This is a genomic window from Streptomyces sp. NPDC033165 (assembly GCF_055577965.1).
In genome coordinates this window covers 188,573-202,350 of sequence record NZ_JBVIPK010000011.1, presented here as the reverse complement: position 1 = coordinate 202,350, position 13,778 = coordinate 188,573, and the positions used below count along the sequence as shown (strand labels likewise).

Genomic DNA, 13,778 nt, shown 5'->3' with positions numbered 1-13,778 from the left:
ATGACCGCGAGGTGATCGTGTTGTGCTACTTCTTGACGCGAACGGTCTTGGTGGAGCGCGTTTCGAGGGTCATCTCGTCCGCTTCCGCGACCTTCGCCTTCAGTCGCACAGTACCTGTCGCCGCATCGACGACGTCGACCACCTTCGAAAGCAGTTTCGCAGTGTCCTGGTTCCCGGACGCCGACGCCAGCTGCACCGCACGGCCCAGTTTCGCCGTCGCGCCGTCGAAGTCGCCCGACTTGCGTGCGTCCAGACCCTGCTGGATGACTTGTGCCAGTTCAGCCTGACCCGTGTAGTGCGCGACTTGCGGATTGATCGAGGTCGACGCCACCATGTCGTCCGTCCACACGGCCCGTACGAGCCCCTGGGACAGGGTCTGCGGGGCGCCCGCGCCCGAGGGGCCGGGCAGGATCAGCGAGACCCGGGCGGCCAGCATCTCCTGGCCGATCCCGGCCGCCGGCACCTGGACGCACACGTGGTAGTCGCGGGACTCGTCGCCCCACGAACCCGTCGGATAGTCCCCGGCCCGGGGGCTCGCCTCCGTGCGCCGGCCGGTCAGGTCCGCGACCGTCGGCGCGACCTGCTTCACAAAGCGGATCTCCACCCCCACGGGCGTCCAGAGGCGCAGCGCCACGTCCGCGACCTCCTTGCCCATGGCGTTCTCCATCATCCGCGTGAAGTCCGCGGCCAGCTCCGAGGGGTCGGCGACGATGTCGGCCGTACCGAGGAGGGCGGCGGCTATGCCGGTGACCTCCTTCACCTCCCAGTCGGTGCCCACCCCGCGGGCGTCACAGGTGAACCGTCCGGCGCAGGAGTCCAGGGCCGCCCTCAGGTCCTCGGGCGCCTCGTGCTCGTTGCGGCCGTCGGTCAGCAGGATGCCGTGCCGGATGCCCACGTCGGCGGAGCCCAGCAGCCGGTCGGCCAGCCGCAGCCAGGTGCCGATCGCGGTGCCGCCGCCCGCGCTCAGCTTCCGCAGCGCGTCCTTGGCCCGCGCCTTCGTCCGCGCGTCGGCGACCGCGAGCCGCCCCTCACCCGGGTAGACGTCCGTGGCCACATGCGTCCCGGCGACCACGGCGAACCGGGTGCCCTCGCGCAGGGTGTCGATGGCCGCGGCCGTCGCGTCGCGCGCGTTGCGCATCTTCGTCGGCGGGTAGTCCATCGAACCGGAACAGTCGACCATCAGCACCACGGCCGCGTCGGGCGCCTGCCCCGGCCCGTACGCCGGTGAGGGCACGACCCCCGCCAGCGGAACGCCCCCGGTGGTGCCGCCGCCGGTCGAGGTGACCGTGACGATCGCGTTGACCTCGCGTCCGCCCTCGGGCAGGAACGCGTTCTGGTACACCTCGACGGAGAACTGCGGCACGTTCGACTTGGAGAAGTTGGCCATCTGGTCGGCTCCTTGAAGCTCAAACGGCGGTGCAGGCCGATCCTGCCCCCTGCGGCTCCACGGCGAACGGCAGAAGAGCCACTGTTACGTTGTCGTGGCCCCCGCCGTCGAGCGCGTGCCCGACGAGCACCTGGGCCCCGTGCAGCGGGCGCGTCTGGGCCTCGACCGGGACGGCGGCGGCCATCTCCTGCGCCGACTCCGCGTAGTTCCACAGGCCGTCCGTGCAGACGACCACCAGGCCGGGCCGGTCCGGCTTGAACGCCGCGGTGTGCGGCTCCAGTTCGTACGCGTCGGCGCCGAGCCAGCCGGTGATGGCGTGGGCGCGCTCGTCCGCGTACGCCTCCGCCTCGTTCATCAGGCCCGCCGCCACCATCTGCGCGGCCCAGGAGTCGTCCTCGGTGAGCCGGGCGGGCGGGCCCGTGCGGTCCTCGGGCACCCAGTAGACCCGGCTGTCGCCGACCCAGCCGACGATCAGCAGCCCGCCCGCCATGATCGCGCCGACCAGAGTGCAGGCCGGGGCGTTCTGATGGCGGTGCGCGTCGTGCTCCATCGCCCCGGCGGGCTCCTGCGCCAGGGCGTTGACCGCCTCGGACGCGGCGACGATCGCCTCGTGCATCGCCTGCTGCGGATGGGTGCCCCGGGGCAGCGACTCCAGGAGCGACTCGTTGGCGGCGCTCGCCGCGGCCGCCGACGCCTCGTCGGGACGGCTCGCCGAGGACACGCCGTCGCAGACGATCGCGACGACGGCGGGCGAACCGTCCGGCAGCGCGGTCGAGGACACCGCGAAGGAGTCCTCGTTGCGGTGGTGGCGCAGGCCCCGGTCGCTGACGGCGGCCACCGCGTCCAGCTCCTGCTCCATGTGGTCGCGCTCGCGGGGCTGCGCGTGCCCGCAGTTCTCGCAGTAGCCGTCCGGGTCCACCCGGCCCGAGCGGCAGGCCACACACACCTTCGCCCCGGCGGCGGGCGCGGCGAAGGGCGCGGCGGCGTGCTCCGCCGTACGGGGATCGGGCGCCGCCAGCGCGAAGTCTCCGGAGTCGTCCGCACCGCCACGGGCCCCCGGGCCCGTCCGGTCGTCGTGGCGCACGGCCGCGGCGGCCTCGCCCGCGGGCACCGTGATGGCCGTCGTGGGCCGGTCGGCGGGGCGCGCCGGCACGGCCGAGAGGTCGTAGCCGCACGCCCCGCAGAACAGATCGCCCGAATCCAGCGGCTCCTCGCAGCCGGGGCACCTCGACACGGCGGGCTGCTGGTGGCTCTGAGACATCTTCACACCCACGTCCGGGGGCGGAAACGGTTGGCCCGCTCCACCAGTTCGATCCTCTCGTCGCCCCGCTGCGCGAGCCGGGCGAGCATCCGGTACGAGCCTTCCAGCCCGAACCGCAGTCCCCGCTCGTCCCGTTCGGCACCGAGCAGCTTCCGGGAGTCCGGAGGCCCGGTCTCCGGCCCGCCCGGTGACGGGGCACCGGGACTACCGGAGAGTACCCAGTCCAGCGCCTTGCCCAGTACCTCGGTCGACAACTGCTCGCGGCGCACCGGATCCAGACCGAAGGCGGCCAGCGCCGTCACCTGGCTCGCGGCGGCCGTCAGATCGGTCAGCAGCGGCTCGTGCGGGGAGCGCTCACGCAGCCGTGACCGCACGGCGGCGACCCGGGCGGCCGTGTAGTGGATCGAGGCCTCCGGCACCGACTCCAGTGTGCGCACCGCCGCCTCCCGGTCCCCGGCGGCCATCTGCACCCGGGCCAGGCCGAACGCGGCGCTGACGTAACTCGGATCGGTCGCCCACACCAGGCGGTAGTACTCGGCGGCGTTGTCCAGCTGCCCCAGCACCTCCGCGCAGATCCCCAGCGCCAGCTTGGGCGCCATCTCCCCGGGGAAGGCGTCGTAGACCGCGTCGAAGGAGAGCGCGGCACTCTCGTCGTCACCGGTCACCAGCGAGGTGACACCGCGATACCAGACGACCCGCCAGTCGTCCGGGTGTTCACCCTCCAGGGTGGTCAGCGCACGGGCGGCCGAGTCCAGCTCCCCCATCTCCAGCCGGGCCCGCAGCTCCCGCAGCCGGGTCTCCGGCGAGGGCGCGGGCACCGCGCGCAGGGCCGTGATCAGCTCGGCCGGGGCGGTGGCCATCAGTCCGGCGAGGAAACCGGCGTTCGGGTCCGTCGCGTCGACCCGGGGGACGGGCAGCGCCAGCGCGGTGGCCCGGGCGTCGAACGCGACGAGCCGGACGTCCCCGGGGACCGCCGGTCCGCTCGCGGGCCCGTACGCCGTGGCGGGGGCGGGCTCCGCCGCCCGGGGCGCCGGAACCGGGGCGTGCGCCGGGGGCGCGTACGCGAGCGGCGCACCGCCCTGCGGACCGCGCCGGACATGGGTCGGCGGCGCCCCCAGCGGGTCGGCCCCCGCCGGGCCCGAAGCCGGACCGGAAGGCTGGGCTCCCAACGGCAGCGCCCCCGCGACCGGTGGCGGGGGCGCTGCGGGCGCTGCCCCTCCCTGTGCCGGAATTCCGGACAGTGGACGCGCCCCGCCCTTGCGGCGGCCGAAGAGCCCGCCGCGGGAGGAGGCGGCGCGAGCGCCCAGCTCGGACACGTCGCCCCTCTGCTCGGCGAACAACTCCGTGTCGGTCACGCGCAGTTCCGTGCCGAACAGCGTCGACAGCGCGGGCCTCGGCCGCCCCGTCTGGAGCGCCACGACCTCCCGCAGCACCCCCGTCAGCTGCTCGGCCATCTCCGCGGCCGATGCGAAGCGCCGGGCCGGGTCCGGGTCGGTGGCCCGTACCAGCAGCCGGTAGAACGACTCGTAGGTGCGCAGCACCTCGATGGTGTCCGGGTCCGGCAGCGAGTCCACGAAGACGTTGGTGTACCCCTGGAAGTCGAAGGTGAGCACCGCCAGCGTCCGCGCCACCGTGTACAGGTCGGAGGCGACCGAGGGGCCCAGCTCCGCGACCTCGGGGGCCTGGTAGCCGACCGTGCCGTAGATGGCCGACTCGTCGTCGTCCATCCGGCGCACCGCGCCCATGTCGATCAGCTTCAGCTGGCCCTCGGTCTGGATCGCGTTGTCGACCTTGAAGTCGCAGTAGAGGAGATTGCGGCTGTGCAGATGACCGAGCGCCTCCAGCGCCTCGATCCCGTACGCGCACGCCTGCTCGACCGGCAGCGGATCACGCTTCCCGGCCGGGGTGCGGCGCTCGTTGGCGATCTCCTTGAGCGCCTTGCCGCCGACGTACTCCATGACGATGTACCCGTCGAGCGAGCCGGTCCGCTGGTCCAGGTGCTCGACGAAGTTGTAGATGCGGACGATGTTGGCGTGCTCGATCTCGGCGAGGAAGCGGCGCTCGGAGATCGCGGCGGCCATCGCGTCCTGGTCGCCGGTGTCCAGCAGGCCCTTGAGGACCACCCAGCGGTCCGAGACGGCGCGGTCCACCGCCAGGTACACCCAGCCGAGCCCGCCGTGCGCCAGACAGCCCACGACCTCGTACTGGCCGTGCACGATGTCCCCGCCATCCAGCTTCGGCACGAAGGAGTAGGGGTGACCGCACTTGGTGCAGAACCCCTCCGTGCGGCCCGGCCGGTCCCCGCGCGAACGGCCCACCGGCGCCCCGCAGTCCGAGCGGGAGCAGAACCGCTTGCGCTCGGGTACCTCCGGGTTCTCCATCACCGCCGTACGCGGATCGGGCCGGGGCACGTCCGGCACCTCCACCAGGCCGACGCCGAGGCGGCCCCGGGCCGAGGTCGCCGACGTCGAACCCGAGGAGCGCACCGAGACCGAACGTGAGGCGGACGCCCCGGACAGCGAGCGCGACAGCCGCCCCGAGACCGAGCGGCGCGAGGTCGACGAACGCGACGAGGACCGCGAGGAGGCGCGGGACCCGGAGCGCTGCGAGGAGCTGTCCCGGCTGCTCGCCCGGCCGCCCCCGGCGACCCCCGTGGGCGGCGAACTCACCATGCCCGTCGGCGAGACGACCGGGGCCAGGCCGCAGGTGCCGCAGTACAGCTCACCGCCGCCCATGTCCTCGTAGGCGCCCTCGCAACCGGGGCGCTGGCACTGCGTACTCATCGGGTCTCCCCCTGTCCGCCCGCGTCCCGCCGGTCCTGGGGTGCGTCGGGCCGACGCGGCGCCAGCAGTTCCTGGACCGCGTGCTGGTAGCGCAGGACGGCCTGCTCGGCGACCCGCAGATCGCACGGCGCGCTCCACAGCATCCGGCGCGCCGCGTCGTACCGCTCGATTAGCATCGGGTCCTCCGCCAGGCCGTGCCGGGCCGCCTTCGCCTTGTACGCGTCGAGCCGGCCGCGCAGCTCCGCGCGGACCGCCAGCGGGGCCGTCACCGAGGTCAGCGACTCGCGGGCGCGCAGCAGTTCGTCCTCGGCCTCCTGCTCCAGCGACTCCAGCAGCGGCGAGAGCCGGTGCCACTGGGCGTGCCTGCGGTAGTCCGACGCGGCAGCCAGACGCTCCTGGAGGGCGGTCGGCGGTCCGCTGACCGCGGGCACCTCGGAGGCGGCGATCTTCGCCAGCACCTCACCGCGCGCCGCCCGCGCCTCGGTGAGGGTGCGGTCGGCCCGGGACAGCACGTCCCGCAGCCGGACCAGGCGGGCCTCGGCGTCCTGGCGGACCGCGAGGACCGCCTCGATCTCCCGCCGTACGTCCTCCAGGGCGCGGGCGGCCCGGTCGTAGCGCGAGGTGTCGGGGCGGCCCCCGCCGGGTGCCGCGCTGCCGGGCCCCGGCAGCCAGAACGCCAGCGGGTCGGATATCACCTGGGTCCGCAGGGTGGTCAGCTCCTCGGTGATCTCCGCGAGATCGTCGCCCGCCGGATGCTCACCGGGCCGCACGCCCACCGAGTGCGCCAGGGACCGCGTCCGGTGCAGCTCGGCCGCGAGCAGATCGATCCGGGCGGGCAGCGCCGACCAGACGGAGTCGGCGGCGACGACCATGTCCAGGGAACGGGCGTACAGCTCGTTCATCCGGGCGACCAGCTCCTGGAGCGAGAACCGCTCGGAGAGCCGTGCCGGGCCCGCGACCGAGGGCGGCGGCACCGCCCCCGGGTTCGCCACATGGACCGCGTCCCCGCGCAGCAGCTCGGTCAGCGCGGCGAGGTCCTCCCGGTTCGGCTGGCGCCGGCGGGCCCGTATCTCCCGGGCCTCGGCCAGCGCCCCCGCATAGGCGTCGAAGTACCCCCAGAGCAGGGTGATCGACTGCTCGGTCGTGGCCCAGCGCTCCCGGGTGACACCGGTCAGCTCGGCGCCTTCCAGGAGCCGGCGGCCGGCATGGTCCTGGAGGGCGAGGAGCGAGGTCTCGATGGCCTCGTGCTCCGCACCGAGCCGGGCCAGCGCACGGTCCGCCTCCTCCCGGTCCATGACCGGGCCGGGAGGCCTCCCCGCGAAGCTGGGGAAGGATCCCGCGACGCCCATCGAACACCTCTCCGCTCTCCCCGCCGGGCCGTCGGCCCGACGGGATCGCTTGCTTCGGTCTGCTCCGGTCTGTACGCCTGCCGGTGGTACGGGGTCAGTCGTTGCGGTACTTGGGTGCGGGCGGTGCCGTGATGCCGGGCAGGCCGGTCGCCAGCCACTTGTCGTAGGACGTCATCCAGGCGCTGTTCCCGCCGCCCGCCCGGTAGTCGACGAGGACCTTGTTGACCCGGGCCACCAGGTCGTCGGCGCCCTTCTTCGTGGCGACGCCGTAGTACTCGGTGGTGAAGGGGGCCTTCCCCTTCAGCTCCACCGCCGGGTCCTGGGCCGCCTGACCGGCCGCCAGGGCGTTGTCCGTGACGATCGCGTCGACCTCGCCGAGCTGGAGCCGCACCAGGCAGTCCAGCTGGTTCGGCACGGTCAGCCGGTCCCGGTCGCGCTCGGTGCCGTCGAACTCGTCCTTGTAGACCGCCCCGAAGGACTCCTTCTCCAGCGCCTCGTACGCGGTGGAGCCCTCGGCCGAGCAGACCCGCTTGCCCTTCAGCGAGGCGTCGTAGCCGGTGATCGCGGACTGCTTCGGGGCGAGGACCTGCTGTCCGGCCTGGAAGTAGGCGGTGGAGAAGGAGACCTGCTCCAGCCGCTTGCAGTTGATGGTCATCGTCCGTACGACGACGTCGACCCGCTCGCTCTCCAGGGCGGCGATGCGCTGGTTGGTGGGGATCGCACGGAAGATCACCGCGTCCGGGTCGCCCAGGACGTCCTCGGCGACGGCCCGCACCAGATCGATGTCGAACCCTTCCAGCTCACCGTTGGCCGGATTGCGGTAGCCCCAGCGGAAGCTGTTCTGGTCGACTCCCGCGATCAGCTTGCCGCGCGCCTTGATCTTCGCGATGTTCGGCCCGTCCGCCCCCGACGGCGGCAGGCTCGCCTCCGGCTCCGTGCACGCCTCGGCCCGCGCCTGCACGGCCGCGACCGCCCCGCCGCCCGTCGCATCCGCACCGGCCGCCCCGCCGCTGTGGTGGGACAGCGGCAGCAAAGTGACCGCGGCGGTCACCGCGCACGCCACCGCCATCCCCGTCACGCCGCCCCAGCCGCGCAGTCGGCCGCCCGCGAACCGGCCTTCCACGGACCGGCCCCTCGCCCTGGTCATCGCTGCCCCTCTCACCGGTACTCCGAGAGCCTGCGGTTGACCCCGACGATCACGGCGATCGCCCCCAGCACTGCCAGTGCCGCGGCCCCTGTCGGCAGGCCCCGCAGCGCTCCGCGCCCGTCCTCCGCCGCCGCGGTGAACTCGCCCTGCTCATGGGCGAGCGCCTTCCTCAGCGCGGCGTCCGCCTGCTGGAAGGACTCGCCGGTGGACCCCTCGGCCCCGATGATCTGCCGCAACGCGCTGTTGTAGTCGCCCTGGTCGTCCGTGGCACGCGCCGCGCGGTGGCGGCTCTGCCACTCGGACACGGCGGAGGCGGCCCTGGCCACCGGCTCGCTCCCGCTCTTGTCGTCGGCGAGCCGCTCGGCCTTCTCCAGCCGGTCCTTCAGCGCCTTCATACCCGTGGTGTAGTCCGTCTCGTACTGGTCGGCGGAGCCGTCGGCCGTCAGCACGGCACCGCGCGCCACCAGGGTCAGATTCTCATTGGCGCGCGCCTTAAGGGAGTTGATCCGGGCGTCGTTGAGGACGTCCAGCGAGGCCTGGCCGTGCGTCATCGCCGACCGCAGCTCCGTACGGGCCACGGTATGCCCGACGGCCAGCCAGAGCACCACCACCGAGGCGGCCGCGGTCGCCGCCAGCAGCCCGTGGTTCAGCACCCGGTTCGTCCGGCGGTAGGTGCGCCGCTGGAGCCACGCCAGCGCGCCCAGCGCCAGGACCCCGGCCCCGAGCGACAGGAGCGGCCACCGCCGGGCGTCGGCGGAGTCCGACTCCAGCCGGCCGGTCTCCGCCGCGTACAGCCGTTCGGCGGCGGGGAGTATCTCGCCGGTCATCTTCTGGTTCGCGTACCGCAGATAGGCCCCGCCCAGCGGCAGGCCCTGGCGGTTGTTGGCACGGGCCCGCTCGATCAGGCCCGTGTAGACCGGAAGAAGCTCGTTGAGCGTGGTGATCTCCCGCCCGGACGCGGTGGCGGAGTCCGTGTTCGCCGAGGCCTTCACCAGCAGCCGCGCGGCTTCCTCGATGTCCTTCCGGTACTGCTCGCGCACGGCGTCGGGCTCCTGCGCACCCGCGAGGAAGCCACTGGCCGCGGAGGTGTCCGCGTCCGCGAGGAAGCGGTAGATGTCCGCCGCGTCGGCGCTCAGCGGCTGGCTGCGCCCGACCACGTCGTCGGCGGCGGAGGCCCGCTGGGATATCTCCAGGGTGGTCACCGCACCGAACGCCACGACGAGCAGGGCCAGGACGGCCCCGATGATCTGGAGCCGGCCGGGCTCGGTCGTCGCCACGGCACGCAGCCGCCGCGCCTGGGCGGCCAAGCCGCCGCCACGCGGTGCGGGCACGCCGACGGGCGCGGACACCGGGTCCGGCGCGTGCAGCGGCGGCGCGCCGCCGCTCGGCGGGTGTGTCACTCGACCTCCCCCTCGGTCACGGACGGCGGGTCCCCCGTCCCCTTCCGGACGGCGCGTGCCCGGCCAGAAGTATGGCCGCGGGGACGGGCATCCACACCAGGAACGCCCAGATCCCCCATCGGCCCCCGCATTCGATCAGTGCGGACGCGGCCGATCAAGACAACCGGTGCGACGTGCCCGGAAACATCCCCATAGGCGAACGGACTCCCCATCAGGTACACGTTCCACGAAGCCGATCGGTTCCCTCGCGCCCCTCCTATCCCCCGTACGGGGGGGCGGCTCCGGCGTACGAGGGCGCCCCACCGCGCGATCGCACGATGGGGCGCCCAAGGGCGTACGGCCGTGGCGTGCCGTGTGCTCCGGCGTCAGGCGTACTGCGCGCGCAGCCTGCGGTGCACCTCCGGCGCCGCGCCCGTACGGTCCAGGCCCAGCAGCGCCGCACCCAGCACCGGCGGCTCGGCCACCACACGCACGTCGGCCTTCGGCGCACGGGCGGCCAGCAGATCGGCGATCCGGTCGTTCAGCTGCGGATGCCGTGCGGCCAGCACACTGCCGCCCAACAGCACCGGAACCTCCTCCTCCAGCAGCTCCAGGCGGGCCAGCGCCACCGAGGCCATCGCCACCACCTCCGCCGCCTGCCGCTCCACCAGCGCGGCCGCCACCGCGTCCCCGGCGGCCGCCGTGGCGAACAGCACCGGCGTCATCTCGTGCCGCCGCCCCGGCTCGACGGCGCCCCGGTGCAGCGCCTCGATGAGCGCGTACACCGAGCCGAGACCGAAGTGCCCCGGCAGCGCCCGGACCAGCTCCGTCGGCTCGCCGCGCCCGTCCTCGGCGCGGGCGGCGAACCACAGGGCCTCCTCCGCGAGACCCGAACCGCCGCCCCAGTCACCGGACATCCGCCCGATCGCGGGGAAGCGGGCGGCCCGGCCGTCCGGGGTCATGCCCACGCAGTTGATCCCGGCGCCGCACACCACCGCCACGCCCCGGGGCTCGTCCACCCCGGCGCGCAGGATGGCGAAGGTGTCGTTGCGGACCTCCACCGACGTGCCCCAGGCGCGCGCCTCCAAAGCGGCCGCCAACTCGGCCTCCTCGACCGGCAGATCGGCGTTGGCCAGACACGCGGAGACATGCCCGAGCGAGCCGACCGGACCCGGCAGCTCCGCCACCGCCCGCTCCAGTACGGAGGCCAGCCCGTCGACCGCCGCCGCCACCCCCACCACCGGGGGCTGGAAACCGCCGCCCCGGGCGGAGGCCAGCACCGTGCCGTCCGCGCCGATCAACGCCACATCGGTCTTGCTGTTGCCCGCGTCGACGGCGACGACCGACACGTTCACGCCCACGCGAGGTGCTCCCGGTTGTGGGCGATCAGCCGGTCGGTGAGGCCCTCGGCGTACTCGTACTGGCCGATCAGCGGATGGGCGAGCAGAGCCTTGAAGACCCGGTCCCGGCCGCCGCGCAGCGCCGCTTCCAGGGCGAGGTCCTCGTACGCCGTCACGTTGGCGATGAGACCGGCGTACAGCGGGTCCAGCGCGGGCACGGCCAGCGGGGTCGCACCGTCGTGGCCGACCCGTGCCTGCACCTCGATGACCGCGTCGTCCGGGAGGAACGGCAGCGTCCCGTTGTTGTACGTGTTCACCACCTGGACCGGCGAACCGCCGCCGCCCAGCAGGGAGGCCGCGAGGTCGACCGCCGCCTCCGAGTAGAACGCGCCGCCGCGCTTGGCGAGCAGCCCGGGCTTCTCGTCCAGCGCCGGGTCGCCGTACATCGCCAGCAGCTCCTTCTCCATCGCCGCGACCTCGGCGGCCCGGGACGGCTTGGTGCCGAGCTCCCGGACGACCTCGTCGTGGGCGTAGAAGTAGCGCAGGTAGTACGAGGGGACGACGCCGAGCCGGTCCACGATCTGCCGGGGCATGCGGAGGTCGTCCGCGATGGCGTCGCCGTGCTCGGCCAGCAGCCTGGGCAGCACGTTCTCGCCGTCCGGGCCGCCCAGGCGCACGCCCAGCTCCCAGGTGAGGTGGTTGAGCCCGACGTGGTCGAGGTGGACCGCGCCCGGCTCCACCTCCAGCAGCCGGGCGAACTTGCGCTGGAAGCCGATCGCCACGTTGCACAGGCCGACCGCCTTGTGGCCGGCCTGGAGCAGGGCGCGGGTGACGATGCCGACCGGGTTGGTGAAGTCGATGATCCAGGCGTCCGGGTTGGTGCGGCGTACCCGCTCGGCTATGTCCAGGACGACCGGCACGGTCCGCAGCGCCTTGGCCAGACCGCCCGCGCCGGTGGTCTCCTGGCCGACGCAGCCGCACTCCAGCGGCCAGGTCTCGTCCTGGTCGCGCGCGGCCTGTCCGCCGACGCGCAGTTGGAGGAGGACCGCGTCGGCGTCGGCGACGCCCGCGTCCAGGTCGGTGGTCGTGGTGATCTTCCCGGCGTGGTCCTGCTTGGCGAAGATCCGCCGCGCGAGGCCGCCGACCAGCTCCAGCCGGTCGGCCGCGGGGTCGACGAGGACCAGCTCCTCGACCGGCAGCGTGTCCCGCAACCGGGCGAATCCGTCGATCAGTTCAGGGGTGTAGGTGGACCCGCCACCCACTACTGCGAGCTTCATTGTCAGCCCTTTACTCCGGTCAGTGTGACGCCCTCGACGAATGCCTTCTGGGCGAAGAAGAAGACGGCGATCACGGGGGCCATGACCAGAACGGTCGCGGCCATGGTCAGGTTCCAGTCGGTGTGGTGCGCGCCCTTGAAGGACTCCAGGCCGTAACTGAGCGTCCAGGCGGCCGGGTTCTCGGAGGCGTAGATCTGTGGTCCGAAGTAGTCGTTCCAGGCGTAGAAGAACTGGAAGAGGGCGACGGCCGCGATGCCGGGCCTGGCCATCGGCAGGACGACCTTGACCAGCGTGCGGAACTCGCCGCAGCCGTCGACCTTCGCGGCGTCCAGGTACTCGTTCGGAATGGTCAGCAGGAACTGCCGCAGCAGGAAGATGGAGAACGCGTCACCGAAGGCCATCGGGATGATCAGCGGCCACAGGGTGCCGGACAGGTCCATCTGCTTCGCCCAGAACAGGTACATCGGGATGATGACGACCTGCGGCGGCAGCATCATCATCGAGATGACGAGCATCAGCGACAGCTTGCGGCCCCGGAAGCGGAACTTCGCCAGGGCGTACGCCACGGGGATGGACGAGACGAGGGTGAGGACGGTGCCGAGCCCCGCGTACAACAGGGTGTTGCGCCACCAGGTGAGGAAGCCCGGGGTGTTGAAGACCCGCTCGTAGTTGCCCCACTCCCAGGTGTTCGGGGTGAGGTCACGGGTCAGCGCCTGCTGGTCGTTCATCAGCGAGGTGAGCACCACGAAGACGAACGGCAGCACGAAGAAGAGCGCGGCGGCGATCCCGAGGGAGTGCACGGCGATCCAGTGCAGCAGCGCCTTGCGGCGGGCGGTGCGCTCGGCGGGCGTCCGCGGGGCGGTCGCCGGGGCGGTGCCGGCCGCGGGCTTGTCGAGGAGTTGGGTCATGGCTCAGTCACCGGCCTGGATGAGGTTGTTGCGGCCCCGCATGAGCAGCGCGGTGAAGGCCATGGCCAGGGCGAACAGGATGAGGGCGACGACACAGGCGGCGCCGTAGTCGAACCGCTGGAAGCCGAGGTTGTAGACGAGCTGGGGAAGCGTGAGTGTCGACTTGTCGGGATAGCCGGGCTCGAAGGACTGCCCTGAGCCGCCGATGACCCCGGAGGCGACCTTCCCGGCCACCAGCGGCTGCGTGTAGTACTGCATGGCCTGGATGACGCCCGTCACCACGGCGAACAGCACGATCGGCGAGATGTTCGGCAGGGTCACGAAGCGGAACCTCTGCCAGGCGGACGCGCCGTCCAGCTCGGCCGCCTCGTACTGCTCGGTCGGTACGTCCAGCAGCGAGGCCATGAAGATGACCATCAGGTCCCCGATGCCCCAGACCGCGAGCATGGTGAGCGCGGGCTTGGACCAGGTGGCGTCGTTGAACCAGCCGGGCGTCGGCAGCCCCAGGTCCCCGAGGATCGCGTTGACCGGCCCGGTGCCGGGGTTGAGCAGAAAGACGAAGGCGAGCGTCGCGGCGACCGGCGGGGCCAGGTAGGGCAGGTAGAACAGCGTCCGGAAGACGCCCGTCCCCGTCTTGATCTTCGTGATGAGCATCCCGATGCCGAGCCCGAAGACGACCCGGCAGGTGACCACGACGACCACCAGCCAGAGCGTGTTCCACAGCGACGGCCAGAACATCGGATAGTCCTGGAAGACGTACGTCCAGTTCGTCAGCCCGTTGAACGTGGGCGCGCCGAACCCGTCGTAGTCCATGAACGAGAAGTAGACCGTCGAGACCATCGGGTAGGCGAAGAAGACCGAGAACCCGATCAGCCACGGCGACATGAAGGCCGCGTTCCGCAGCGCCGATCTGCGGCGCTTGGAGCGGAGTGTGTGCGTCGTCATCG

The 13,778-nt window shown here is 72.7% G+C and carries 10 protein-coding genes; all 10 read right to left on the bottom strand.

Annotated elements, in window-relative coordinates; all coding sequences use genetic code 11:
• Window positions 1–25: 25 nt before the first annotated feature.
• The 10 genes from ACZ5WC_RS24755 to ACZ5WC_RS24710 all read right to left on the bottom strand — a co-directional run bounded on the left by ACZ5WC_RS24755 (window position 26) and on the right by ACZ5WC_RS24710 (window position 13,776).
• Window positions 26–1,387, bottom strand: a complete 1,362-nt coding sequence (locus ACZ5WC_RS24755) for a vWA domain-containing protein (protein WP_468542846.1) — start codon at window positions 1,385–1,387, stop codon at window positions 26–28.
• Window positions 1,388–1,406: 19 nt separating this feature from the next.
• Window positions 1,407–2,648 carry a PP2C family serine/threonine-protein phosphatase gene (locus tag ACZ5WC_RS24750; protein WP_468542845.1) on the bottom strand — a complete coding sequence of 414 codons (1,242 nt, stop codon included), beginning with the start codon at window positions 2,646–2,648 and terminating at the stop codon, window positions 1,407–1,409.
• 2 nt (window positions 2,649–2,650) lie between these two features.
• Window positions 2,651–5,431: a serine/threonine-protein kinase gene (locus ACZ5WC_RS24745; RefSeq protein ID WP_468542844.1), complete on the bottom strand. Its 2,781-nt coding sequence runs from the start codon at window positions 5,429–5,431 to the stop codon at window positions 2,651–2,653.
• Window positions 5,428–6,780 (bottom strand): coiled-coil domain-containing protein, encoded by a 1,353-nt coding sequence (locus tag ACZ5WC_RS24740; RefSeq protein WP_468542843.1) that lies wholly within the window; start codon window positions 6,778–6,780, stop codon window positions 5,428–5,430. The genes ACZ5WC_RS24745 and ACZ5WC_RS24740 overlap by 4 nt, the downstream gene beginning before the upstream one ends.
• 94 nt (window positions 6,781–6,874) lie before the next feature.
• Window positions 6,875–7,927, bottom strand: coding sequence for a glutamate ABC transporter substrate-binding protein (locus ACZ5WC_RS24735; RefSeq protein WP_468542842.1), 1,053 nt, complete (start codon window positions 7,925–7,927; stop codon window positions 6,875–6,877).
• A gap of 11 nt (window positions 7,928–7,938) precedes the next feature.
• A complete protein-coding gene (locus ACZ5WC_RS24730; RefSeq protein ID WP_468542841.1) occupies window positions 7,939–9,327 on the bottom strand; it encodes a hypothetical protein in 1,389 nt (462 codons plus the stop codon).
• A 365-nt stretch (window positions 9,328–9,692) separates the two neighbouring features.
• A complete protein-coding gene (locus ACZ5WC_RS24725; protein WP_468542840.1) occupies window positions 9,693–10,667 on the bottom strand; it encodes an N-acetylglucosamine kinase in 975 nt (324 codons plus the stop codon).
• The gene (locus tag ACZ5WC_RS24720) at window positions 10,658–11,923 is read right to left on the bottom strand and encodes a 6-phospho-beta-glucosidase (protein ID WP_468542839.1); all 1,266 of its coding nucleotides are present in this window, start codon (window positions 11,921–11,923) and stop codon (window positions 10,658–10,660) included. Before ACZ5WC_RS24720 ends, ACZ5WC_RS24725 begins: the two co-directional genes overlap by 10 nt.
• 2 nt (window positions 11,924–11,925) lie before the next feature.
• Entirely contained in the window at window positions 11,926–12,831 is a 906-nt protein-coding gene (locus tag ACZ5WC_RS24715) for a carbohydrate ABC transporter permease (RefSeq protein ID WP_468542838.1), read from the bottom strand.
• A 3-nt stretch (window positions 12,832–12,834) separates the two neighbouring features.
• On the bottom strand, window positions 12,835–13,776 hold the full coding sequence (locus ACZ5WC_RS24710; RefSeq protein ID WP_468542837.1) for a carbohydrate ABC transporter permease: 942 nt from the start codon (window positions 13,774–13,776) through the stop codon (window positions 12,835–12,837).
• Window positions 13,777–13,778: the final 2 nt, after the last annotated feature.